Origin of the sequence: Pseudoalteromonas sp. Z9A5 (genome assembly GCF_011378875.1) — a bacterium.
Classification (GTDB): Bacteria; Pseudomonadota; Gammaproteobacteria; order Enterobacterales; family Alteromonadaceae; genus Pseudoalteromonas.
Genome location: NZ_WTLC01000016.1, coordinates 21,429 through 47,296 on the forward strand (window position 1 = coordinate 21,429; position 25,868 = coordinate 47,296).

General features: G+C 39.6%; 15 protein-coding genes and 1 pseudogene. 13 read left to right on the top strand and 3 right to left on the bottom strand.

The genetic code is table 11. The features are described from left to right. Positions 1-253 precede the first annotated feature (253 nt). Together GQR56_RS09855 and GQR56_RS09860 are read right to left on the bottom strand one after the other, a co-directional pair. Positions 254-868 carry a GntR family transcriptional regulator gene (locus GQR56_RS09855; RefSeq protein ID WP_007586156.1) on the bottom strand — a complete coding sequence of 205 codons (615 nt, stop codon included), beginning with the start codon at positions 866-868 and terminating at the stop codon, positions 254-256. 172 nt (positions 869-1,040) lie between these two features. Next, entirely contained in the window at positions 1,041-3,380 is a 2,340-nt protein-coding gene (locus GQR56_RS09860; RefSeq protein WP_166110870.1) for an agarase, read from the bottom strand. A gap of 326 nt (positions 3,381-3,706) precedes the next feature. Here GQR56_RS09860 and GQR56_RS09865 point away from each other — a divergent pair, with 326 nt between their 5' ends. From GQR56_RS09865 to GQR56_RS09910, 10 genes and pseudogenes are all read left to right on the top strand, one after another. Next, positions 3,707-5,302 (top strand): MFS transporter, encoded by a 1,596-nt coding sequence (locus GQR56_RS09865; RefSeq protein WP_165727473.1) that lies wholly within the window; start codon positions 3,707-3,709, stop codon positions 5,300-5,302. Beyond that, entirely contained in the window at positions 5,299-6,237 is a 939-nt protein-coding gene (locus GQR56_RS09870; RefSeq protein WP_165727474.1) for a sugar kinase, read from the top strand. The genes GQR56_RS09865 and GQR56_RS09870 overlap by 4 nt, the downstream gene beginning before the upstream one ends. A gap of 9 nt (positions 6,238-6,246) precedes the next feature. Next, entirely contained in the window at positions 6,247-7,329 is a 1,083-nt protein-coding gene (locus tag GQR56_RS09875) for a glycosyl hydrolase (RefSeq protein ID WP_165727475.1), read from the top strand. Positions 7,330-7,341: 12 nt separating this feature from the next. Continuing rightward, a complete protein-coding gene (locus GQR56_RS09880) occupies positions 7,342-8,397 on the top strand; it encodes a UDP-glucose--hexose-1-phosphate uridylyltransferase (RefSeq protein WP_166110873.1) in 1,056 nt (351 codons plus the stop codon). After that, entirely contained in the window at positions 8,394-9,548 is a 1,155-nt protein-coding gene (gene galK, locus GQR56_RS09885) for a galactokinase (protein WP_166110876.1), read from the top strand. Before GQR56_RS09880 ends, galK begins: the two co-directional genes overlap by 4 nt. A gap of 10 nt (positions 9,549-9,558) precedes the next feature. Continuing rightward, positions 9,559-10,587, top strand: coding sequence for a UDP-glucose 4-epimerase GalE (galE, locus tag GQR56_RS09890; RefSeq protein ID WP_166110879.1), 1,029 nt, complete (start codon positions 9,559-9,561; stop codon positions 10,585-10,587). 67 nt (positions 10,588-10,654) lie between these two features. Beyond that, complete coding sequence (locus GQR56_RS09895; RefSeq protein ID WP_166110883.1) at positions 10,655-12,994, top strand: alkaline phosphatase D family protein; 2,340 nt, start codon at positions 10,655-10,657, stop codon at positions 12,992-12,994. A 210-nt stretch (positions 12,995-13,204) separates the two neighbouring features. Next, a complete protein-coding gene (locus GQR56_RS09900; RefSeq protein WP_165741745.1) occupies positions 13,205-16,675 on the top strand; it encodes a TonB-dependent receptor in 3,471 nt (1,156 codons plus the stop codon). A 547-nt stretch (positions 16,676-17,222) separates the two neighbouring features. Further along, positions 17,223-19,586 (top strand): alkaline phosphatase D family protein, encoded by a 2,364-nt coding sequence (locus GQR56_RS09905; RefSeq protein WP_165727481.1) that lies wholly within the window; start codon positions 17,223-17,225, stop codon positions 19,584-19,586. Positions 19,587-19,700: 114 nt separating this feature from the next. Further along, a pseudogene (locus GQR56_RS09910) lies at positions 19,701-20,197 on the top strand (helix-turn-helix domain-containing protein). A 70-nt stretch (positions 20,198-20,267) separates the two neighbouring features. Here GQR56_RS09910 and GQR56_RS09915 read toward each other — a convergent pair. Continuing rightward, positions 20,268-22,226: a CRTAC1 family protein gene (locus tag GQR56_RS09915; protein ID WP_166110886.1), complete on the bottom strand. Its 1,959-nt coding sequence runs from the start codon at positions 22,224-22,226 to the stop codon at positions 20,268-20,270. Between the two features lie 290 nt (positions 22,227-22,516). Between GQR56_RS09915 and GQR56_RS09920 the strand changes: the two genes are divergently transcribed. From GQR56_RS09920 to aldA, 3 genes are read left to right on the top strand one after another with little or no spacing between them, the layout of a single operon-like run. Next, positions 22,517-23,539 carry an alcohol dehydrogenase catalytic domain-containing protein gene (locus tag GQR56_RS09920; RefSeq protein ID WP_166110889.1) on the top strand — a complete coding sequence of 341 codons (1,023 nt, stop codon included), beginning with the start codon at positions 22,517-22,519 and terminating at the stop codon, positions 23,537-23,539. A 31-nt stretch (positions 23,540-23,570) separates the two neighbouring features. Beyond that, positions 23,571-24,335: a 2,5-didehydro-3-deoxy-L-galactonate 5-reductase gene (locus GQR56_RS09925; RefSeq protein WP_033012689.1), complete on the top strand. Its 765-nt coding sequence runs from the start codon at positions 23,571-23,573 to the stop codon at positions 24,333-24,335. 4 nt (positions 24,336-24,339) lie between these two features. Beyond that, complete coding sequence (aldA, locus tag GQR56_RS09930; RefSeq protein ID WP_166110892.1) at positions 24,340-25,788, top strand: aldehyde dehydrogenase; 1,449 nt, start codon at positions 24,340-24,342, stop codon at positions 25,786-25,788. Positions 25,789-25,868: the final 80 nt, after the last annotated feature.

Genomic DNA, 25,868 nt, shown 5'->3' on the forward strand with positions numbered 1-25,868 from the left:
AAAGAGTAGTTTTTTATAACTGAAATTTATATAAACTAGGGCGATTTACTCTTTCTTACCTACATGGATGATGGTAAGGGGCGTGAGCTGGATGCGGAGGTTTTGCTCGGTAGCCCACTAGACTACAAATCTCGGGCAGCGATTAAATCGGCTCCTAGATTGAAAAAATTTCAATCCACAAAGATCAACATGCCCTTATGACTTCATAGCCGCTAGTTTATATAACGGAGTATCAAAATGACTTCGAAAGTAGTTACTTGATATTATGTTTTACAGCCTTAACTGCTGCGGCGCTATCTTGAGCTTTAAGTGCTTCTAAAATAGCGCGATGCTCATTAACACACTCAGAGCTTGAGGTAATACGTTTGTAGTTTAAACGCATACGCATGACATACGGATACCAAATATTTACCAGCTCTTCGCCCCCAGCTTGGTATATTAAATACTGATGAAACGAAATATCGATTTTAGTTACTTCGGTATAATCTTCGCGATCGAGTGCGTCTTCTAGAGATGCTAAGATACCTTCAAGTTCAGCAATGTTTTGCTCAGTTAAATTACCGTTTAACTCTGTGATTGCGTACTCTTCTATGCTGCGACGAAGTTTAATCATTAAACGCTGTAGCTTAGGCTCTAGTACGCTGTTGACTGATGCGCCACAATTGTTTCGCGAAATCAACAGACCTTCTTTTGTTAATTGCAAAATCACATCTCGAATTGGACCTCTGGAGAGACCAAAGCGCTCTGCCAGCTCTTTTTCATTTAACTTAGTTTGTGGTGGCATTTCACCAGAGATTATATCTGAACGTAATTGTTCAGCGATTTGATCTTTTACAGACAAAATTTTTGTTGCTCTGTTACCAGCCATATTTATTCCTAGATTTAATTTACTTTATGTGACCTTAGCTACGGTTAATAAATAGTCGTTATTCGAGTTAAGATCATGTACTTATCTCAGTGTATATAAAAAAAAAGGAATGGTCTATTGTTAACACATTACAACAGACCAATAAATATACAATTAAATGATGAATGTGCAATTATTTTTTAAATCGTCGCTCATACATAGACTCATTCATCGCTTTAGCGGCTTCAATCATTTCAATGTAGGGTCTATCAGTGACACTTATAAAGCCTACATTATAATTTTCGCCATCGTAAGCTCTGCCTGTAATCGGAGAATCTATATACTGAAACCAATGAGCACCTATAAAGTAGGGGTTGTCGACCACTGAGTTCATATAATCGGTATACATTTTTGCTCTGTCTTGCTGGTTAGCTGCATGTATTAACCCAGGGTGAAACAAACCCGAGTCAGATGCGCCAATATGAAATTCGCCAATAATTGCTGGTTTATCAAATTGTGATAAAAATGCCCATTTATCTTCTCTTAAGCCTTCTTTGTATGCATTAAAGCTTATTACATCTACATACTTAGCAGATGCTTTAACCACTTCGATTGGCATGCCCCAATCCGGAAAACGTGCACCTAAATACATATGATTTGGCAGGTATTTATCCATAGCAGCATCTACAACACTAAAATACTTGTCGGCATAGGCTGTAAGTAAAATAGCAAAATCACTCAGTTGTTCTTCGTTTTTAATATCAACCGTTACACCTTTGTCAAACTCAACCCATGAGGCAAGGTTTAAGTGCCATACTTTGTTAAGCTTAGCGACATCGGTATATTTTTCTTTCATTAAACGAGAAAATTCAGCTTTAGTAGGCACTGTTTTAGCATCACGGCCTAAGGTATTAATAACAATACCATAATGGCTTTTAACGGAATCAGGGCGGCCAAAGCTTTTTTCGTTATCAATAAATACGCCTACTGCCCAAGGCGAATTTTTAACTTCTTTTGCAACAACACTAACGGTTTCGTTAGCACGCACTGTAAATTCAGGGTCGAATACATCCGGCATGGCTCCCCAAAAATCGCTTCCGCTTGATACGGTTTTAAAATCACCTATAATCCAACCATTGGCAAAGTAGGGCACTTTTTGATTATCGTAGTAGCTTGGATCAGTCCAATTACCCAGTGAGCTAAAGCCCCATGTGATCATTCTATCAAGAGTCACTTCTCGCCATTTTTGCATGTAATCTGTATTATTTTGTCCGTACTTACGTTCTAAATTAGCTGCGTAAAAGCTATATGTTTCGCCGTGTTCTAACGGACCCGAATGCGCACTTTTACGATAGCCAAAATGTTTACCTAGAGGCTCATTATAATCAGGTAGCCATTCAAATAAATTTTTACGCACTTGTGACGCTACAAATCGGCTTTTTAGCGCTTCTTTATTTACTTGGTTTAACCCTTTTGAATCCTCAGGTGTTACACCTGCATTAGCTGGTTTAGCCAACAACGCTTGATCAAAATCGTAACCAGTTAGTGTTGTTGAGTTTGCAAGACGAATAATATCAATTCCAGTTGCAAGGTATAAATAGCCATCAGGGTCGACTAATGACCATTTATCATTATATTTAGCCGTTCTAAAATAACCAGTAGCTTCTAATTTTGGACCTTCTGCCCAGCCACCAAAGCGTGAGCGATTAGTAGGGCGTTTAGAAAGTAACTGTGCTGCTTCTTGTTTTTTGTCGCTCAATAGCTCGGCTTCTGAATGTACCTTCCCTGAAAATTCTTGTTTGGCATTTTGGCCAAATTCATCAACAATTTTGGTTAAAAAAGCAGTATTAAATTGAGGGTTTTTACGAAGTGAAATAGATTTTATTGCCAGCTCTTTGTCATGCAATGTACTTTGCACGCTAATGGATATTTTATTTATACCTTTTAAATTAAGATTTTTTTTACCCCACATAGAAATAAACTGTACCTCATCAGACTCCCACGTATCGGGGTTTGAACGAAGTCCTGAGGTAAAGTTTAGTTCTACATTTTCCTCGCCATCAGGGGTTGCAAGGTCATGCCCATCAAGCTTTGCGTAATACGTGTTGTATCCACCTACCGGTACATTAACGCTACGCGTATAGTTAGCACCGTCAATATCGGAGATATCTAAATAGATTTGTACAGAGTGTGTTCCTGGGTTTGCCAATTCAAAGGCAAGATTAAAATCACTAAATTCACTCCAATCCCAAGGTTTTTCCGGTGAAAAAACAATACTAGCGTACGAATTTTTCTTAGATTGAAATGTCACATCTAATACAGAGTTTTCTGCCTTTACAGTGGCTGCATTACTTTTGTATTGAACTGGGGTTAGCTGTGTGTGTGCAGCATCAGCAAATAAATACATTAATGTATCTGCTGAATTAACCTCTGTAGGCTCATTGGTTGGTTTTTCAACCTTGATTTCTTGTTGGTTACAGGCACTTAGCGCAAGTAAGAGCGATGTGAGTAGTATGTTCTTTTTATATTTCATTGCTGTTCAACCTTTAATTACAATTTAACATACCATACAACAAAAAAACCAAATTGAATATTGTTGACAATATGCAATTTTTGTTTTTATGTGTTATTTATAATAAACTTTTGATTTTGTTTAACTAATTTTTAATGTTAATTGTAAAAGAGTTTAAGTTAAAGCATGATTTCTTAAAATAGATGTTGCAAGTGCGTTAATTTTGAAATAGTCTCGAAGTCATTACTCATGGTTAATTGTTAACAATGTTGGGTTTTGACACTAGCACTCGCTTTATTCTCTATATAAAGCAACACACAATGATAACAACAAAGTTGGATAGAAGTATGAATGGTAGCAAACGTAATGTGTTTTTCTTTGCATTTATCGTCGCCTTTGGTGGCTTTATTTTTGGATTAGACGCTGCTCTTATTTCAGGTACGGTTCGTTTTGTATCTGCAGAATTTAATTTATCTGACATCCAAATAGGCACTGTAGTAAGTGCGCCTGGTTTTGGTGTGCTATTTGCTTTAGTCATTACCGGTTACATATGCAATATGTTTGGCCGAAAAAATACCTTAATAGGCATTGCGTTTATATACATACTGTCGGCAATTGCATCGGTTTTCGCGCCAAGTTACGAGCTATTAGTTACTGCTCGTTTTATAGGTGGATTAGCATTCACGTCTTTATCGGTCGCTGCTATGTATATAGGTGAAGTTGCACCGTCTAAGTACCGTGGTAAATTAGTGTCTATGATTCAAATAAATATTGTTGTTGGATTATCCGCAGCGTATTTTGCTAACTACTTACTTGTTGATTTAGCTCACAGTAATTTTGAGTGGGTAACACAGTGGAATGTACAAGATAATTTATGGCGCTGGATGCTAGGCGTTGAGATTATTCCTGCTATTTTATGGTTTTTATTATTATTTACTATTCCCCAAAGCCCGCGTTGGTTAGTTATGAAAGGCAACGAAACACGCGCTATAACTATCTTGCATCGTTTAAATAAAAATACTGAATTGGCCCAAGAGCAACTTAAGAGTATTAAAGAGAGCTTGGTTGATTACAGCGAAACAGGTGGGTATTTTTCTTCATTTAAACAACTACTCGAAAGTCGTGTTCGCACAGCTGTCATTATTGCTTTTACTATTGCTATTGTGCAGCAAGTGACGGGGATTAACGCCATAATGTTTTATGCTCCAACGGTGTTTGAACAACTGGGAGTCGGCACTGATGCTGCTTTTTTTAACGCTGTTTTAATTGGTTTAGTCAGTATTGTATTTACTGTGGTAGCTATTGCTTTGATAGATAAGTTAGGGCGCAGACCCCTTGTTATTTGGGGATTAGCAGCTGCAACAATTAGTTTGTTTATGTGTTATTTAGGCTTTAGCCAGGCAGAATATAGTTTGTCGGCTGAAGATATAACCTCGTTTTCAGCGTTAAACTCTATTACAGGACTGGAGCACATAATTGGTACCGTGTATCACAGTGATATTGAATTTAAGCAGGCTTTAGCGAGCGTACTTACAGCTTCGCAACAGCAATTATTTGAAAGCGATTTAATTTCACGCGCAGCAACTATAAACGCGCCACTTATATCATTTGGTATAGCGGGCTTTATTGCAGCCTTTCACTTTTCGATTGGGCCAATTATGTGGGTAATATTTTCTGAAATATTCCCGACTCGTATTCGAGGTGTGGCCATTCCTACCTTTGCATTTATAGCCAGTGTAATTAGCTATTTTGTTCAGCAGTTTTTCCCATGGCAGCTAAGTAATTTAGGCGCTGCAAACATCTTTTTACTTTATACCGTATCGGGTGTAGCCGGCTTTGCATTGTTATTTAAGTTTATGCCAGAGACTAAAAATAAATCGATAGAAGAAATTGAAGTCTACCTAGAAGGCCTACACACTAAAAAAGTACAGGAGGGTGTGTGAGTACTTTACTCGCTATTGGCGAATGTATGGTTGAGCTAGTACCAACAGGTATTAGCGAATGCAAGCAGTCATTTGCGGGCGATACTTACAATGCTCTTGTGTATGCAAAGCGTTTTGCTAACACACTAAATTGCGCGCTATTTACAGCTGTAGGTAGCGACGTACTGAGTGCCAATATGCTCAAATGTTGGCAACAAGAAGGTATTAATACACAAAACGTGATTACAACAGCAGACTATAACGTGGGTATTTACGCTATTTCAACGGATGCTGATGGTGAGCGAAGCTTTGATTATTGGCGTAATCAATCAGCAGCGAAGCATATGATGAGTTTATATACTCAAAAGCCATTTAATTTAGGTTTGAAAGAATCAGACTGGGTGTTTTTCAGTGGCATTAGTTTAGGTATTTTAGATGATGAATCTAAACAAGGTTTACTCACATTATTAGCTGCTCTTAAAAAACAAGGCTGCACAATTGCGTTCGACCCTAATTATCGCGCGCGTATGTGGCAATCAAAAAGCCACGCTATTGAATGGCTAGAGCGTGCTTATGCGCTTAGTAATGTAGTTTTACCAGGTCTTGATGATCACCGTGTGTTATTCGGTCATTCAAGCATTGAAGAGATTGTTCAGTACTGTACACAATTTGATATCGACGAAATTGTTATTAAAGCTGGTAGTGCCGGGATGCAGGTTTATTGCAAAGATGATCTTAAAGCGTCATGTCCGTTTACACCCGCTGCAAAGCAAGTTGATAGTACAGCGGCAGGTGACTCATTTGCCGGAACCTACTTAGCCGCCAGAATGTGCGCACAAAACCCTCAAAATGCATTAGAAATGGCTGACAGTGTTGCCTCACAAGTTGTGCAGCATCAAGGCGCGATTTTACCTCTTGACGTATACCAGTCGCTAAATATAAGCCTAGGTAAGTAAGGAATTAACATGTCTGATAAAAAATTAAGTTTAGCAAGTAAGCGTGCAATAGAGCGTGGCTACGATAAATATGGCCCGCAGTGGCTTACAGAATTTGATATAGAACCGTTGCTGGGTGATTTTGCCTATGAAGAAGGGGTTATACGTCGCGATCCTTCATCTGTTTTATACATTGATGGTGTTTACCATTGTTGGTACACCAAAGGTGAGGGGGAAACGGTTGGTTTTAACTCTACTAATCCGAATGACAAAGTATTTCCATGGGATTTAACGCAAGTTTGGCATGCCACCTCAAAAGACAGTATTACATGGCAAGAACAAGGCTTAGCTGTAAGCCCAGGTAAACCAGGTGATTACGACGACAGAGCAATTTTTACGCCTGAAGTGTTTGAACACCAAGGTCATTATTATTTGGTTTATCAAACAGTACAAACACCTTATACAAATCGTCAGTACGAACATATTGCAATAGCTCACTCTGAATCTGCATTTGGGCCGTGGATAAAATCACCAAAACCGATTGTAAGCCCAAGCAAAGATGGTAAATGGCTTGGTGATGAAGACAGTCGTTTTGCAGTAACAGCTAAAGGTAGTTTTGATAGTCATAAAGTACACGACCCATGTTTAGTATTTTTTAATAATAAATTTTACTTGTACTACAAAGGCGAAACCCAAGGTGAAGGAATGAACTTTGGTGGTCGTGAAATAAAACACGGTGTTGCTATTGCTGATGATGTATTAGGTCCTTATGTTAAATCGCCTTATAACCCTATTTCAAATAGCGGTCATGAGGTCGTTGTTTGGAATTATAAAGGGGGTATTGCTAGTTTGCTAACAACCGATGGCCCTGAAAAAAACACCATTCAATTTGCTCAGGACGGTATTAATTTTGAAATTATGGCGCATATAAAAGGCGGTCCAGAAGCGATAGGCTTATATCGACCAGCGCAAGGGTTTGAGCAAAATCCAGCACCTGGAATTAGCTGGGGGTTGTGCCATAAATACGATGCCAGTTGGAACTGGAACTATATTTGTCGTTTTACTCCTCGTAAGCAAGTGCTCGACGCCGGTACCTTTCAAAACAGTAACTAGGGAAAGTAAAGAATGAGTGAGCAACAAAATCAATTTGACCCGACAGAGCATCCACACCGGCGTTTAAACCCATTATTAAATGAATATGTGTTGGTGTCGCCACACCGGGCTAAACGCCCATGGCAAGGTCAAGAAGAAAGTGTAGATATTGAGGTTAAACCAGAATACGACGAAAGCTGCTTTTTATGTAAAGGCAATACGCGTATTAACGGTGAAGTAAATCCAGATTACAAAAACACCTTTGTGTTTACTAATGACTTTGCCGCCTTGCGTGAAGGTGTGCCTGATGTGGAGCAAACCGATCCCCTATTTAGTATGCATACAGAGCGTGGCACTGCGCGTGTTATTTGTTTTTCGCCTAATCATGCAAAAACACTACCAGAGCTTAGTGTTTCGCAAGTTACAAATGTAGTAAGCACATGGCAAGAGCAATGCATAGAGTTATCAAAAACTTACAAATGGGTTCAGGTATTTGAAAATAAAGGCGCTGTAATGGGGTGCTCTAACCCACATCCACATGGTCAAATTTGGGCACAAAATAAATTACCTAGTTTGGTTGCGCGTAAACACGAAAACCTCAAACGATATTACGAAAAGTATAAAAGTAATTTACTGCTTGATTACGCAAAACGTGAAATTGAAAAGCAAGAACGCGTGGTTTGTGTAAACGATGATTGGCTGGTGGTTGTGCCTTATTGGGCTGCATGGCCATTTGAAACACTGCTATTGCCTCGGTTTGCGATTACTCAAATGATACAGCTGACAGACGTTCAACAAAGTAGTCTAGCTGAAATTATTAAAAATATAACAACTCGTTACGATAACTTATTTCAGTGTTCATTTCCGTACTCTATGGGCTGGCATGGCGCGCCTTATGATGGTCAAAGCCACTTATTTTGGCAATTACATGCGCAGTTTTTACCGCCATTACTACGATCAGCCAGTGTTAAAAAATTTATGGTTGGATACGAAATGATGGCCGAAGCACAGCGTGATATTACACCCGAGCAAGCTGCCACTATTTTGAAGAAACAATCACTAACGCATTATAAAGAGAACACTAAATGAATGTTGAACAAAGCGCACGGTTAGCTTTTTCAAACCACTTTGGACGCGATGCCGACTTTGTTGTCAAAGCCCCAGGGCGTGTTAATTTAATTGGTGAGCACACCGATTACAATGACGGTTTTGTACTGCCTTGTGCCATTGAATACGCTACTTACATTGCTGTGTCCCCTCGAACAGACGATGTAGTAAATGTACTTGCACTTGATTGCGATAACCAAACTGACAACTTTTTAGTAAATAAACCGCTTAATAGCCACAGTACGCAAACGTGGAGTAATTATGTTCGCGGCGTAGTTGATGAACTGCAAAAACGAAATCATAAACTCAGTGGCTGCGATATATGCATCACAGGTAATGTCCCGCAAGGAGCTGGTCTTAGTTCATCGGCTGCACTTGAGGTAGGTATTGCTTATGCATTTAATCATTTATGTGAATTGTTTATTGAGCGAAAAGACATAGCTCAAATTGCACAAGCCGCTGAAAACAATTTTGTGGGCTGCAACTGTGGAATTATGGATCAGCTTATATCGGCGTGTGGTCAGCAGGGACAAGCATTGGGTATAGATTGCCGCTCACTTGATTTAATTGAAGTGAGCATTGACCCAAAGATGACTATTTTAATGGTTAACTCAAACGTTAAACGAGGCTTGCTTGATAGCGAATATAACTTACGCCGAGAGCAATGTTATGCAGGGGCAGAAGCTTTGTCTAAACCGAGCTTGCGCGATGTAAGTATTGATGAGTTTGAGGCAAAAAAACATACATTAAGCGTTGAAGTAGCCAAGCGAGTAGAGCACATTGTGTATGAAAATGTGCGCACATTAGAAGCTATGCAAGCTTTTACTAATAACGATATAACCAAACTAAGCACACTAATGGCACAAAGCCATGCCTCTATGCGTGATTTGTTCGAAATAACCACCTCCCAAATCGACACTCTTGTGAATATTATCGCAAAAGTAATTAATGAACACGGCGGCGTAAGAATGACGGGCGGTGGCTTTGGTGGTTGTGTAGTGGCGTTTGTTCCTAATTTTTTGGTAGAGAATGTAATTAGTGCTATTGAAACGCAGTACGAGCAACAAACAGGATTAAAAGAAACGATTTACACAAGCGTACCTTCAGCTGGTGTATCACTTATAAGAGCATAAGGACAATCTAATGAAAAAAGTACTGGTAACAGGAGGCGCGGGATATATTGGCAGCCACACTGTTTTAAGCTTATTAAAAGATGGTTTTGACGTAGTAGTAATAGACGATTTAAGTAACTCGAGTCGTGAATCGCTAACTCGCGTAGAAGCGTTATCAAAGCGAAAAGTTGAATTTATTCACGCCAGTTTACTTGATAACGATAAGTTGTCTGCCACGTTTAGCGAGCATAAATTTGATTCAGTTATTCACTTTGCAGGTTTAAAAGCGGTAGGCGAATCCATAGAAAAACCACTTGAGTATTATTATACCAACCTGGTGTCTACCTTAAATTTATGCCAATGCATGCTTAAATATAATGTTAATAAACTCGTGTTTAGCTCATCAGCTACAGTTTATGGACAAGGCGCCTCGGTGCCTTATACCGAAAGTTTACCTCTAGGGCGTGCAGCAAGCCCGTATGGGCAAACAAAGGTAATGATTGAGCAAATACTACAAGAAATAGTAGCCTCAAATACTGGTTTGCAAGTAGCAAGCTTACGCTACTTTAATCCTATTGGCGCAGATATTAGCGGCCAAATAGGGGAAGATCCATTAGGTATTCCTAACAATTTAATGCCCTTTATTGCTCAAGTTGCTGTAGGTAAACGTGACAAATTAGCCATTTATGGAGGCGATTACCCTACTGAAGACGGCACATGCGAGCGTGACTATATACACGTTAGTGATTTAGCCAATGGTCATATTAAAGCCCTTAAATGGCTTGGCGAGCAACACCACAGTCTATATGAAGCATTTAACCTAGGCACTGGTACTCCTTATTCTGTGCTTGGCATAGTAAAAGCATTTATTGAGTATACCGGAGTTGATATTAACTTTGACATTGTAAAGCGCCGAGATGGCGACTTAGCTGCCTTTTGGGCCGATTCATCTAAAGCCCAGTCTGTTTTAGGCTGGCAATGTCAATATACCCTCGCAGACATGATGAAAGACACATGGCGCTGGCAAAGTAATAACCCTAATGGCTACCTGAATGCATAACCCCCTTATGTAAAAACACTGTCTACACAAGGCGTCTTATTAACACACAATAATAAAGGTGATTAAAATGAAACGGAGAAGTTTTTTAAAACTCAGCGCTGGTCTACTAAGTTCAAGCCTGTTAAGTGGTTGCAGCGGATTATTTGCATCATACCGAGGTGACTTAACCTCAACTGCGCCATTAGATAATACTAATTTTAGTAAGCAGGTGTGGCTTGGTAAGCATTTTTGGGGCAACAGACTACAAGATTGGCAGCGTATAGGTAATGAGCTTTTATGTACCCGAGAAGGAAAAGATTTTGAAGCGCGTACTGTATCGTTACTCACCAGGCAACTTAATGGCTCATTACAAAGTGGGCGTATAAAAGCCACCGTACGCAATTTAACACCGAATGAAGAGGGCTTTTGTGGATTTTTATTAGGAATTGGCAAAGGTGAGCTATCAGCTAAAGGTGCTGCTTTAGCACAGCGAGCTGGTGGCGAAAATGGCGGAATAATTGCCGCCTTTGACAGTTTAGGTAAATTATCATTTAGACAGTTTGATGATGAAAGCAAAGCGCTTGATTTTACTATTATTAATCGTACTCCATTTAATATACAACAATATAAAAGCGGCGATAAAATAACACTCGATTGCCATTTAGACCCAATAGATGCACACCATTTTGATATTCGTCTTGTGGCAAGTAACACAAATACAGCCCAGGAGTTAGGATTTGCAGTACTTCACAAAGTACCCGCAGATCAACTGCAAGGGGGGATTTCGTTATTAAGCTCCTCAGAGCCTTTTGTAGCAGGCGCACGTTGGGGGTTTAGTGATATTGAAACCGGTGGCGGTAAAATAACTCTAAATAATGCCAATACCTTAGGCCCGGTTATGGGGTGTATGTATAGCGTTAATAAACAGGTACTCAAGTTATCTTGTCAGTTAATGCCTATTAATATTAAAGAATTTTCACGCGTAGAGCTGCAATATAAGTTTGAAAACCAATTGGATTGGCAGCATGCAGGCACAGCAAAAATTGAAGATGGGTTTGTAGCAAGGTTTAGGTTAAGTAATTGGAACTATTTAAAACAAGCTCAATACAGAATTGTTAACCCACAAAAGCCTGAAGACACTTTATACTTTGGCACTATTGCTAAGGACCCACAAAATACTAAAGAATTCACGATTGCATTGTACTCTTGTATTATTCCTACTTCTAAAAGCTTAGACAACACACATTACACACGCCTTATTAGTAGCGAGCGCGATTTAGGACGTTACACCAAAGACAATATTTTATTTCCTCACACTGAACTTGTAGAAAATGCTAATTACCATAACCCTGATATGTATGTCTTTTGTGGCGATCAGTACTACGAAACATACCCGACTCGCTATGGTCGCCACACCAAAGATGCCAAACTAGATACCTTATATAAATGGTACTTATGGTACTGGGCGTTTGCCGATAGTATAAAAGATAAGCCTACACTTGTTTTAGTTGATGACCATGATGTGCTGCAAGGTAACTTGTGGGGCGATGGTGGCGATCACTCCGATATGCTAAAAGAGGAAGACGGCGGTTATAAGTGGGACAAAGACCTTGTTAGAATGATCTACCGTATGCAAAATGGGCATAATCCGGACCCTTACGATCCCACACCGATAAAATATGATATTCCGGTTAGTTATGCTGCATTTGAATATGGCGGTATTAGTTTTGCGATGGTTGAGGATCGTAAATTTAAAACGCCACCTGACTACAAAGCTAATAAGCTTGCCACAACGGGTGAGTTATTAGGTAAACGCCAAGAAGCCTTTTTAAAAGACTGGCAAACTATGCACCCGGGTAAACCTAAAATATGTATTACAGCTTCCATGTGGGGGTCGCCTCAAACCGATGAAAATGGCAAAGCATTAATAGATTACGATGCAAATGGCTACCCGGCTGATGGGCGTACACGCGCAGTAAAACTAGTAAGTGACGCTAACGCATTAGTAATTGCGGGAGATCAACACCTCGGATTGCTTGCCTATCAAGGAATCAATACTTTTGATGATGGCAGCTTGTTTTTTGCAGGCCCAGCTAGCGCAGCATTTTGGCAGCGATGGTTTGAACCCTACGCACCTTTACCAAATCAGCGAAACAACGACAAAAACACCGGTGATTTTACCGACACGTTTGGCAATAAAATGCGAGTTCTAGCGGCAGCTAACCCAAAAGTTACGCATAAACTTTTTGCTAAACAAAATACAACGTGGGGTAAGTTTTTAGCTGACAGAAACTTAAAAAGTGAAGGTTATGGAATTATTAAAATAAACCATGCAAAAAAATATTATCAATTAGAGTGCTGGGAGTGGAATACAGATCCATCAACAGAAAAGCAGTTTACTGGTTGGCCGTATATAAAAGAATTTTGATTAGGCTAGAACTATTGACGATAAACTCTGTGTAAATATTTACTTTAACACTGTTACTTAAGAGCAATTTAATGCTTACGCATTAAGTTGGTTTTTTATAATCAAATAAATATTGTTAACAAAATACAGTTGACAATTGTTTGGTTATTATATTATTGTTTACAAAAGATTAACCTGACAACATAATAATACCTTAGAAAGGGAACACACATGACAATCATCAACAAAGCGTTCAAGTTGAGCGCGATTACAGCTGCAGTACTTGCAACACAATTGGTTTACGCCAAGCAAGACGAAAGCACACAAGAAAAACCGAAAGTAGAAGCCGATATTGAAATAATTGAAGTCAGCGGGTTAGCCGCCAGTCTCAAAAAATCTATTAATGATAAGCGTTTTGCTGAAAACGTTGTTGATTCGATTAACGCGGAAGATATAGGTAAGTCTACCGATCAAAATATTGCTGATGCGCTTTCGCGTGTAACTGGTGTATCAGTACAATCCGTTGATGGTGAAGGTGCACGAATATCTGTGCGTGGTGCTAACTCACAACAAAACAATATTAGCATGAATGGTGTGCAATTAGGTTCTACAGGTTTTAGCCAAGGCGTAGACTTATCGCAGTATTCATCCGATATTTTATCTAAAATTGAAGTGGTAAAAACACCGAGTGCAGATCATGAAGAGGGTTCGCTAGGCGCAAATATCAATCTTTCGACTACAAAGCCGCTTGATTTAAATTATGAAATTTCCACTATGACTTTAGAAGGTAGGTACAACGATTTATCTGATAAAGAAAATTATAAAATATCGGGTACGATGTCGAAAAAGCTTTTTGACGATACCTTTGGCGTGGTTTTTACTGCAGTTAAAGAGACTAACGAATACCGAAAAGACCAATACTCTGCTACAGAGTGGACAGCAGTTCAGTCGCCTTTAGCAACAGATACAAATGGCAACGTTGTTGAAAATGCGGTAGGTATTACACCTCGTTTAGTTAATTATCAGCTTTTTGATAGTCAAAATGACCGCACCAGTATTAACTTAGGTTTGCAGTGGCGAGCAAGTGAAAACACAGAGTTTAACTTTAACGCAAACCTTGCAAAACAAGATGTTAATAACTCAATGCATGGTATTAATACGCGCTCAATGGAAACTAAAAACTTAGTTGAAGGTGAAGACCCAGGCCTTTCTGGCGTGACAGCTAAATTTACTGATCCTGAAGCTAGCTGGCGTACAATCGATTTAAAAACGAATACATTTACTAAATTTATCAACCGCTTTGGTAACGGTGGTTTAGTGCAGTCAGAAGGTGAATTTGAAAATAAAAACCAAGTTTACTCACTTGATATGAATCACGGTTTTAGTGACTCATTTTCGATGGAAGCTGGCGTTGGGTACTCTAAAACGCAGCAAATACCAGAAAACTCAGTGTACGTTGCACTGCAAAATTTTGCCAATATTAGTGCATGGAGCTTAGTAAATGTGCCACCAGAGGATATGGAGCCTGTTGGTTATGACTGTACAGCAGGCGGTCCGTGTAAATTAGTTACAGGCACCGGCTTAATTGATTACGGCGAAAACGACACTTTTGGTGACCCAACAAATCTATGGGATAACTACAGCACCACGGGATTTAATCCGGATGAGCTAAAAGCGCAGCATTTATCGTACATGGGCAGAACCCTCAACGAAGTCGAAGATGAACAAAAATCGCTCTTTGTCGATTTTGATTACGTGCTTGACACAAGCTATGTACGCTCAATTGAATTTGGTGCAAAATGGTCAAAACGTACAAAATATGTAGATGCTCAGCAAGGTGCCTTTAATAGTGTAGGCGAGGGGGTTGTAGTTATAAACCCTGCAACAGGCCAACCTGCAGTACTTGGTAGCGGTTTAAGAGATATTTCTGGTGATTTAATAACCAACGGTGAAGGGTTTCCTGTTGACGATTTTATGGCTGATTTAGGTTATGGCCGCGACAATGTAACCGATGGGTGGAATCGATTTTCGGCTTTTAAAGCATTTGAAGTAGCTTTAGGGAGTCCAGAAGTTGCTTTTGCCACAGACGATTCAAACACTCGCAATACAGAGCTAGATAACTTAGCATTTTACACCAAGCTAAATTTTGAATTAGCAGATGGACGTGTTACAGGTGATGTGGGTGTGCGTTATGTAAAAACGACTGTAGAAGTGCAAGGTGCATCGGGTGTACAGTTTGCATTTGACCCTTCAAATAATGCTCGTTTAATGGACCCATTTAAATTAGCAGAGTTGCGTGATACTAGCTTACCACTGTGTGCTGCAACGCAATTTTATGGTGCAGATTACAACGAAGAAATACGCTGGTCGAGAACCGATGGTCTAGGCTACGACACAAAAGGCACTATTGATAAATCAGACGATGTGGCTATTCCTGCTCAAGGCGCGTGTCATGATCCTAACGCTGTACGTGGTAATCCAAATGAATCTGAGTGGTGGTTATGGCGCCATTCTGATGTATCAACCGAAAAAAACTGGATATATGGCGAGCGTAAATTTGATGCAAATGGAAACTTATTACCAACAGAAGACAGAAGCTTACGCTCGTTTGCAGTAACTGGTGAGCACGACTACGATTTGTTTTTACCCAGTATCAATATTAACTACTTGCAAAGTGAAGACACCATTATTCGTTTTGCAGCATCTAAAACAATGGCTCGTCCACAAATAGATTCACTACGTCCTGGTTTTAAAGTAAGAGAAACACAATGGGGCGGTGAAAACCGTAACAACTCAATTACGCTTACCAATCCTAAACTCGATCCACTTGAATCAATAAACCTTGATTTATCATATGAATGGTATTTCAACGATTCGGGATTATTAGCAGCATCATTATTTTATAAAGACATGACAAACTTTGAAGAGTCTGAAACGATTGTTACCTACATGGATGACCTACGTGGAGTGGGACTCGAAGAGGGCGAATCTTATAACCCAGACGATTTAGTACTTATTGCAGGCCAAGATAGCTTAGAAAAATGTATGCCTAAGCGTTTTCAAGGTGGCCAGGATTATCAAAAAGAGTGGATGTATTCGGGCGACTTAGAGCAAATGTGTGCCAAATTTAACACCACCCGAATTAAAAATGGTAAAGGGGCAAGTATTAAAGGGTTAGAGCTTCAATACATGCAAACCTACGATAACTTACCGGGTATTTGGTCCGGCCTTGGCTTGCAGGCTAACTATACATATCAAGACAGTAAGTACGATCAAGAAGTATCATCGATTGATAATAATGTAAAAATTCCTTCATTGGCGGTTGCCTATACGCCAGAGCATAGCTACAACGTAACGGGTTTTTGGGAAAAAGATGGTCATCAATTACGTCTATCTTACCAAGGGACAACCGATCAGCTAGTACAACGCTCATGGGAAAACGGATCGCTGTGGGAAGAGGGACGTAAAACGCTCGACTTTTCTGCAAGTTATAAAGTAAATAACTACATGACGGTATCACTACAAGTTGCCAATGTAACCGACGAAGGCGTAAGACAATACTTTACCAGTCGTTTCTTAAATGCTGGTGGCCAAACGTTTTCTGAAGGCAGCCCGCTTGAAGGCGATGCAACTAAATCACGTACTGTTTACGCATATAAAACAGGCCGGACATTGAGACTTAATACCCGTATTAATTTCTAAATTTTTAATCTAATAAAAAGCCCGCAGCATTTCTGCGGGCTTTTTGGCTTTTGTTACTTGTCTCGTCCTGAAATGTGTTTACACATTTAGGACTTATTATGACCAAGTCAAATAATACACCGATTAAAAGAACACACCGATTAAAAGAACACACGAGATTATTCATTAGGCTTTAAATTGCAAGTTGTCGACGCTGTAGAAAAAGGCGATATGACTTATAAACAAGCCCAAAAAATTTATTAACTGAAAGTGGAGAATCTATCTCATTTTAGAAATTGTTACTGTAGTTTTCTCATAGTGGGAAGCTCTAATCGGTTATCTAAACAAAGCTTTATATAGGGCGGGTTAAGAAAACTATCTGCAATAATACCTTTTTATAACAAGCTAGCTAAAATATTTAGTGTCTAGGTAAACATCTCTGATAATACTTGCAATTAACTTTTATCAATTTGTAACCGTTTTTAGAAAAAAAAAATGCTGATCTTTAGTAAAAAATCAAATATAGTTTGTTTACTGTTAACAATATTTGATTTGTGAGATTAAAACTATGAACAAAAACATATCTCGTCGTTCAGTCCTCAAAATGCTTGCTGCTGGTGTTGCTGCTACAGGAATTTCTGGTTGCACTAGCAGTTTTGGGACAGTGGCTTCAACAACTACCCGCGGTACTAAATCTCATCATGATAATTGGTATAAAACGTATGATAGAGTATGGCTTGGAAAACAATATTGGGCTAATCCAATGGAGGATTGGCGCGTAGTTAATGGTGCTGCTGAATGTAGAAGTAGAGGTGGTAATCGTAGTGTTCATTCACTCACTCACCAAATAGCGCATCTTGACCAATCTTTTACAATGTCGGTGCAAGTGTCTCGCTTAGAGCAAAACAGCAACGATGGTGGCGCGGGTATTCGTCTTGGTGCTAAAAGTGAATTAAATGAATACCGTAGTAATTGTTTTGTACAGCAGGGTTATGACCTTGGTATTAAAAACAACGATTTAGTGTTAGGCAATAACACCGTGCCTATATCGATTCCGATAGAGGATCAAGCTGTTACTTTAACGCTGACTGGAACACCTCAATCAGGTGCCATGGCTTTAGAGTTAACGGTTAGTTTAACGTCGTCAGGAAAAGTGATAGGTACTCTCACTCATTTGGCTGCAGCCACTGAATTATTAGGCAATGTGGCGTTGGTGAGTAACTTTTCGATTCCATCCGTCACATATGAAAATGCACCTGAAGACAAGTTGGGCGCACGATATAAATTTAGTAATTGGACCATGCAAGGTGAAGCATTTTCAGTAATAGATGAACAAGCGTTTGGTCCGATACTTTGGACTATGTATTCGTTAAACGATACATTGAGTGATGAAGGCTTTGTGATGAAGTTGAGTGCTTACACAGGGCCTATAGGTGAACAAGATAATCAGCAAATAGAACTACAAATACAGCGTGATGATCAGTGGCTCGCTATTGATTCGCAAGTCATAGACCATGATGGCTGGTTGGCGACCTTTCGTATTGCTAATTGGGATGAAACACGCGATACGCCTTTTCGGGTTGTATACCGTGAAAAACACACAGATGGTACACAAACCCCAGATATATATTCAGGGATTATAAAAGCGAACCCAGCGAGTGAAAAATTACGAATGGCCGCGCTCACGTGTCAAAATGATTATGGTTTTCCGTACCAACCTGTTGCTCAAAATGTCGAAAAACTAAACCCCGATTTGGTGTTCTTTTCTGGTGATCAAATTTATGAAAGTCATGGCGGATTTGGTGTAATTCGTACTCCAGATAATTTAGCGATTTTAAATTACTTACGCAAATTCTATCAGTTTGGCTTGGCTTTCAAAGAGGTAATGCGTAATCAACCGACAATTTGTTTGCCCGATGATCATGATGTACTCCAAGGTAATTTGTGGGGGGAAGGTGGTGCAAGGATGGAAAACATTTCCAAAGACCCTTCAGCAAGTGCATTAGGTGGTTATATTGATTCTGCACGCGTGATAAATATGATACATAAAACCACTCTCAACCATAATCCAGATCCTTATGATCCAACGCCAACTAATGGTATTAGCTCGTATTATGGCACTATGCTATATGGCGGTGTCGGTTTTGCGATTCTTGCCGACAGACAATGGAAAAGTGGCCCAGAGCGTATTAATGTTGCGGTTGGCGAAACGGGACAAGATGAAGACCCACTTTTTTATAATCCTATATTCAATCCCCCCGGCTTAGACCTGTTAGGAAACCGCCAAGAGAACTTTCTTATAAAGTGGGGTAATGATTGGCGTGGGCATAAATTAAAAGCGGTATTAAGTCAAACGGTGTTTGCTGCTATTTCTACTCATCAGCCCCTACCTGATCGCTTCTTGAAATATGATTTTGATTCGAGTGGTTGGCCTGCATCTGCACGTAACCGTGCAATTGACGCAATGCGTGACTCTATGGCGTTACATATTTGTGGAGATACCCATTTAGGTTCTTTATCGCAATATGGCGTAAACCAGCAAAGAGATAGCAATTGGGCTTTTTGTACGCCAGCTATTTCTGCCGGTTGGCCAAGATGGTGGAAACCTGATTCGATGAGCATGCCTTACCAAAACCGGCCAGCACACGGCCTTGGCGAAACTGGCGAATATAATGACACTTTCGGTAATAAGATTTATGTCTATGCGGTAGGAAATCCACAGGTTGGTAAATCCAGTAATCGTTATGTAAAGGCACATGAGAAAGGGAGTGGTTTTGGCTTTATTACATTTGATTCTGAAAAGCTGACATACACAATGGAAGCATATAAGTTTTTAATAGATATAGCCGATGGTAAAGCAAGTAATCAGTATCCAGGATGGCCAGTAACTATTCATCAACAAGAGAATAAAGGCAAAAATATATTAAGTTAACTTATATGTATTAGTTCAGACAATATCTGACAATTCAACTTGAAAAAGTGAGAGTTACCCGTTTTGATAAAGGTGTCGAATCTTTAAATCAAAACAAACAAAAAGGTAACTCTCATGTTGCACACTAACAACCCAACCATAAAACACAAAGCCGGTTTACTTAACCTTGCTGAAGAACTAGGCAATGTATCAAGAGCCTGTAAAGTCATGGGCGTATCACGAGATACATTTTATCGTTATCAAGAACTCGTTAATGAGGGGGGATTGATGCGTTAATCGAAAAGAACCACCGTACACTAAATATAAAGAATCGCGTTGACGAAGAAACAGAGCAAGCCGTCATTAAATATGCAGTTGACTATCCTGCTCACGGCCATCATAGAAGCAGCAATGAGCTTCGTAAATTAGGCGTGTTTTTTTCAGGTAGTGGTGTTCGTTCAATTGTTAGCTATACGCTTAAGGAAGAACTATAAAAAGATCTGGACGAATGGATGGATTACTACAACAATGATCGGACTCATCAAGGGAAAGTATGTTGCGGTCGAACACCACTTAAAACATCACTGGATGGAAAAACGGTTTGGGCAGAAAATAATTTAGCTCAAATCTAAACTAACAGTCATCATTAGAAAAATGGGTAACTGTCAGATCAAGCCTGAGCTAGTACATATTAAACAGGACTTACTTAAATTCTCCCACTTTTATTAGTGAGTCTACCTTAACATTAGTGAGCGTTTTTTGGCTGCCATCTCGCCATGTAATTACAACTGATGAAAGCGTATCAGCTTGTGCTAATCCAAAATGCACAATATTAAGTAAGCTTTGCGAGTGAGTAGCACTTTGTGAGCCAATAACTTGATATTGGTTCGCAGTTGCTGTTTTAATTTGTACTTTTGCACCATACGGATCAACCCCACTTTTTGAGTATCCAACTCTAATAAGGGTGAAGTGGGCGTGACTTAACTCAGTGGTATTTTTATATAAATGCCATTGGCCGTTATCTTCATCTCCGCTTAGTAGGTCGAGTTTTCCATCTAGGTTAAAGTCAAATGCGGCTCCCATATCGCCGTGTGAGTCTAAGCCACGTTCGGTATCAGCGTTGTGAGTGATTGTTGCTTTAAATTTGTAATCACCTTGGTTAATGAGTAAAACATCAGCAACTCGCTCTTTTAGTTCGCCAAAGCGATAGACCATAAAGTCTATTTTTGTGTCGTTATTAAAATCGCCGGGTACAACTCCCCAGTTATTACTGTTTGTTAATGCTGATAATTTAGATGAAATATCAACCAGCTTACCATTATCGTTACGTAGTAATACATCAGGAAGGGCGAGATTTTGTGGTTGCCAATCGCTTTGATAGTTTTTTACATTTTTGAATGATGCGCGTACATCCCATGCAAGGTTGTCGGTAAGTACCCATTCCACTCGCCATTTATTATTCCCTAAATACCCAATGTACCAGCCGGTTTTATCAAGCTTAGTTGGAAACCCTTGCGCTTTTTTCTGGCTAATGGTGGTGTTTTTACTAGGTGTATTTATTAGTTCTTTTTTCTCACCTATGTATACATCCATTTGGCTTAATAGCTTGGCACGCGGGAAGTGATAAAAGTCACTTAGTATAAGACTTCCTGAGTTTGTGTTGTCGGTAATGAGTGTTATGCCATCGTGGCTTTTATTACCTTCATCACGCAGGTCTAGCCGTTTGCTGCCTTTATTAAACGATAGACTGTTATTAGCGATAGCGTAGCTTAGCTTTCCGCGAGCAAGGTAGTAGTCCATATCGCCGTCGTTATCTATATCAGCTTGTGCAACTGCGAGCGTGCCTTTGTAGGCTTCACTATTTGCACCTAATAGATCTTTAGTAACATTGGCAAAGGTAAAGTCGTTATTACCTTGATAAATAGTTAAATCGTTGTATCCATCAAAAGCAAAAATATCGAGTATGTCATCGTTATTGTAATCGGTTAATAATACACGCTCGGCTTTTATATTTTCAAAAGTAGCTGATGGGTGATAAGTAAACTTTCCATTACCGAGATTTTCAAAAATGATATTGCGTGGTGAGTTTTCGTGAATTAATTTTTCGGCGTTTACTTGTATAAAATCAAGATCACCATCGGCATCTACATCAACCCAGCGCACAGAGCGCCCGCGAGCCCCCATTTTAGATAAGCCAGCTTCAACAGTTTTATCTTCAAATTTACCATTATTGTTCTTAAGTAGTCGCTGGGGTTGAGGTGTGGTGCCATTTCCACCGCCTAGTGCAATAAGTACATCGAGATCGCCATCGTTGTCGTAATCACCGGCCGACATACCGTGTAGATCTGCTCGTGGAAAAATATTATCTTGTAGTGTGTATGTATTATCGCCATTTGCCATAAACAACCGAATAGGAGTGGTGTCGTGATTTGTTAGTAGTAGGTCATAGTGACCATCACTGTTTATATCTGCAATGGTAGGGCCGCCATACTTCCAATTTTTTTGTGTTATTAAACCTGCTTGTTCAGATACGTCAGAAAAGACTACGTTGTTATTTGTTTTACTACTGGGCGTGTGTGTTTGTATGTTTTGACTGCATCCCGCTAAGTTTAGAGCGCTGATAATCACTACGCTAAGCGCAGATTTTTTGTTTTTAATCATTATTGTCCCTCTTTATACTATGTTAATTGTTGACAATATATGTTGATATTAAAACATACAAGTAAATTTTAATAACTATTCTTAATGCTTTTTAACGTATTGGCTTTTGCGCTCTAAAGTTATATTAAATTTTGATAGTGGCTTTACAAACAACATACCTAGGTGTAAATTGTTAACAATAAACCATATTAAGGTGTGATAGTTCACTTTGATATTCCTCGTATCGGCATTGTTTTGATGATGCTTTACTTGGTTACTATTTAATTAAACATTCTTGAAGGTATAAAAATATGCAAGCTGCACAATATATAGGTAACAAGTCATTTAACATTGTTGAAGGCACATCTATTAAACCTAAAGCGGGTGAGATTAGATTGAGTGTTGGATACGTTGGGATTTGCGGTACAGATATGCACATATACCACGGCGTAATGGATCAACGAGTGTCTATTCCGCAAACAATTGGCCATGAAATATCAGGTGTTGTTGCAGAAATAGGTGAAGGCGTTGAAGGCTTTGCTGTAGGGGAAAACGTGGTAGTACGCCCATTAGATTGGTGTGGCGATTGTCCTACGTGTAATGCGGGGCATACGCATATTTGTCAAAATTTAAAGTTTATGGGTATAGATACACCAGGTGCTTTTCAGTCAAGCTGGACAGTTAAAGCGCGTACTTTGCATAAATTACCAGAAGGCGTTGATTTAAAGCAAGGTGCATTAATAGAGCCTTTATCGGTTGCGTGCCATGATGTACGACGCTCGCGCTTACAAGCGGGTGAGAAAGTGGTTGTACTTGGTGGCGGGCCAATTGGGCAATTAGTTGCTGCGGTTGCTAAAAGTGTTGGTGCAGAAGTACTCGTGTCTGAGCCTAACAAAAGCCGCCGTGCTTTTGCCGATGAGCTAGGTGTTAAATCGGTTAATCCCATTGAAGAAGATTTAGCTGCCTATGTAGACAGTTGGACACAAACAAAAGGTGCAGATGTTGTATTTGAAGTATCAGGCGTAAAACCCGCAATAGAGGCTATGACCGAAATAGCAGGGCGTCGGGGTCGTATAGTAATGGTGGCCATTCACAGTGTTAAACCTGAAATCGATTTATTTCAATTCTTTTGGAAAGAGTTGGAGTTATTAGGTGCACGTGTATACGAAGCGGCCGATTTTGATTGGGCTATCGAATTAATTTCATCGGGCCAAATAGATCTTAAACCTTTCATTAGTTCGGTTAGTTCGTTAACTGATATTGGTAGTGCATTTGCGAGTATGGATGGAAATCCAGAAGGCATGAAAGCGCTTGTTGAATGTAATCCACAATAATAAAAATTATAAAGGTATGAAAATGAATCAGATGCTAGAAAAATTTAGCTTAGAAGGCAAAGTAGCCTTAGTTACAGGTTGTAAGCGCGGTATTGGTAAAGGTATTGCACTAGGTTTAGCGCAGGCTGGCGCTGATATTATTGGTGTATCTGCAAGCTTAGAGCTTGAAGGCTCAGAAGTAGAAAAAGAAGTTAAAGCCCTTGGCCGAAACTTTAAAGCCTACCAATGTGATTTTGGTGATCGTGATGCGCTTTATTCTTTTATTAATGATGTAAAAAGTGATTTTTCAAAAATTGATATTTTAGTTAATAATGCAGGTACAATCCTACGTGCTCCTGCGGCTGAGCATGGTGATGATTTATGGGATAAAGTGATTGAAGTTAACTTAAATGCTCAATTTATTTTAAGCCGCGAAATAGGCAAACAAATGATAGAACATGGCGAGGGTAAAGTTATTTTTACAGCTTCTTTGCTTACCTTTCAAGGTGGTATTACAGTACCAGGTTACGCAGCTAGTAAAGGTGCTATTGGGCAATTGGTTATGGCGCTTTCAAATGAATGGGCTGGCAAAGGCATTAATGTAAATGCCATTGCGCCAGGTTACATTGATACCGATAACACTGAAGCATTACGCAATGACAAAGAGCGTAATGCAGCCATCTTAGCGCGCATTCCACAAGGTCGATGGGGAAATCCTGAAGACTTTAAAGGGCCCGCAGTGTTCTTGGCTTCTGAGGCTGCTAGTTATGTAAACGGCGCTATTTTATTGGTTGATGGCGGATGGATGGGGAGATAGTACAATGAACTTTCATAATAATGTGAATTTTATAAATGGTGAATATGTCGCTTCTAAAGTAAGTGGCACCATTGAAATATTAAGCCCATCTACGGGTAAAAAAATTGGTGAAATACCAAAAGGCTGTATAGAAGATGCGCAGTATGCACTTGAGTCAGCGAATGTAGGCCAGAAAAAGTGGGCTAAATTGACAGCTCGCACACGTCAAAATATATTGCGCGTGTTTGCTAATAAAATTCGTGAAAATAAAGATATTCTTGCACCAATGCTTGTTGCAGAGCAAGGTAAATTGCTATCAGTTGCACAAATGGAAGTCGACGTAACAGCGACTTTTATTGACTATGCATGCGACCATGCACTTACTATTGAAGGCGATATTTTACCTTCAGATAACGAAGATGAAAAAATATACATTCATAAAGTGCCACGTGGCGTAGTTGTTGGTATTACTGCGTGGAATTTTCCGCTGGCATTGGCTGGTCGTAAAATTGGACCTGCGTTGATTACAGGTAACTCTATTGTATTAAAACCTACCCAAGAAACACCTTTAGCAACCACCGAGCTGGGTCGTTTAGCAAACGAAGCGGGGATTCCTGCTGGCGTGCTAAACGTTATTAATGGATCAGGTTCTGTTGTTGGCCAAGCATTGTGTGAAAGCCCAATTACTAAAATGATCACCATGACAGGCTCTACTGCTGCAGGTAAGCAAATTTATAAAACTAGCGCAGAATATATGACGCCTGTAATGCTTGAACTTGGCGGTAAAGCCCCGATGGTTGTTATGGCAGATGCCGACCTTGATGAGGCTGTTGAAGGTGCGCTTTGGGGTCGCTTTGCTAACTGCGGGCAAGTATGTACCTGTGTTGAGCGTTTATATGTTCAAGAGTCTGTGTACGATGCATTTATGGCTAAATTTATACCAGCAGTAAAAGCACTTCGTGTTGGGGATCCTATGAACCCAGATACACAAATGGGGCCTAAATGTAATCAACGTGAAATAGACAACATTGATCACATTGTTCAACAAAGTATTAAGCAAGGTGCAAGCATTGCCACTGGTGGTAAAGTTGCGTCTGTTGAGGGTTTCGAAGGTGGTTGTTGGTACGAACCAACGTTACTTGTAGACGTTAAGCAAGATAACATTGCAGTACACGAAGAAACTTTTGGCCCAGTACTCCCTATTGTAAAAGTTAAAGATATGGATCAAGCGATTAAATACTGTAACGACAGTATTTATGGCTTAAGCGCCTATATATTCACTCAAAACTTTTTTGATATTAATAAAGCTATTAACGAATTAGAAGTGGGTGAAGTTTATATTAACCGTGGTATGGGTGAGCAGCATCAAGGTTTTCATAATGGCTGGAAACAAAGTGGTTTTGGCGGTGAAGACGGTAAGTTTGGTTTAGAGCAATATCTAGAAAAGAAAACCGTTTACTTAAAAGAAAAATAATATGATAAAACAACAATCTCCCTGGGTCGTTGATTTATAAATAACAAAGCCGATAATTTATTATCGGCTTTTTATTTTGT

Excerpts from the sequence above, each read along its gene's own strand:
- GQR56_RS09920 (WP_166110889.1), top strand. The coding sequence starts at position 22,517 with ATGCAAGCTGCACAATATATAGGTAACAAGTCATTTAACATTGTTGAA.
- GQR56_RS09925 (WP_033012689.1), top strand. The coding sequence starts at position 23,571 with ATGCTAGAAAAATTTAGCTTAGAAGGCAAAGTAGCCTTAGTTACAGGT.
- GQR56_RS09900 (WP_165741745.1), top strand. The coding sequence starts at position 13,205 with ATGACAATCATCAACAAAGCGTTCAAGTTGAGCGCGATTACAGCTGCA.
- GQR56_RS09860 (WP_166110870.1), bottom strand. The coding sequence starts at position 3,380 with ATGAAATATAAAAAGAACATACTACTCACATCGCTCTTACTTGCGCTA.
- GQR56_RS09865 (WP_165727473.1), top strand. The coding sequence starts at position 3,707 with ATGAATGGTAGCAAACGTAATGTGTTTTTCTTTGCATTTATCGTCGCC.
- GQR56_RS09875 (WP_165727475.1), top strand. The coding sequence starts at position 6,247 with ATGTCTGATAAAAAATTAAGTTTAGCAAGTAAGCGTGCAATAGAGCGT.
- GQR56_RS09880 (WP_166110873.1), top strand. The coding sequence starts at position 7,342 with ATGAGTGAGCAACAAAATCAATTTGACCCGACAGAGCATCCACACCGG.
- galK (WP_166110876.1), top strand. The coding sequence starts at position 8,394 with ATGAATGTTGAACAAAGCGCACGGTTAGCTTTTTCAAACCACTTTGGA.
- GQR56_RS09855 (WP_007586156.1), bottom strand. The coding sequence starts at position 868 with ATGGCTGGTAACAGAGCAACAAAAATTTTGTCTGTAAAAGATCAAATC.
- GQR56_RS09915 (WP_166110886.1), bottom strand. The coding sequence starts at position 22,226 with ATGATTAAAAACAAAAAATCTGCGCTTAGCGTAGTGATTATCAGCGCT.
- GQR56_RS09895 (WP_166110883.1), top strand. The coding sequence starts at position 10,655 with ATGAAACGGAGAAGTTTTTTAAAACTCAGCGCTGGTCTACTAAGTTCA.
- GQR56_RS09905 (WP_165727481.1), top strand. The coding sequence starts at position 17,223 with ATGAACAAAAACATATCTCGTCGTTCAGTCCTCAAAATGCTTGCTGCT.
- galE (WP_166110879.1), top strand. The coding sequence starts at position 9,559 with ATGAAAAAAGTACTGGTAACAGGAGGCGCGGGATATATTGGCAGCCAC.
- aldA (WP_166110892.1), top strand. The coding sequence starts at position 24,340 with ATGAACTTTCATAATAATGTGAATTTTATAAATGGTGAATATGTCGCT.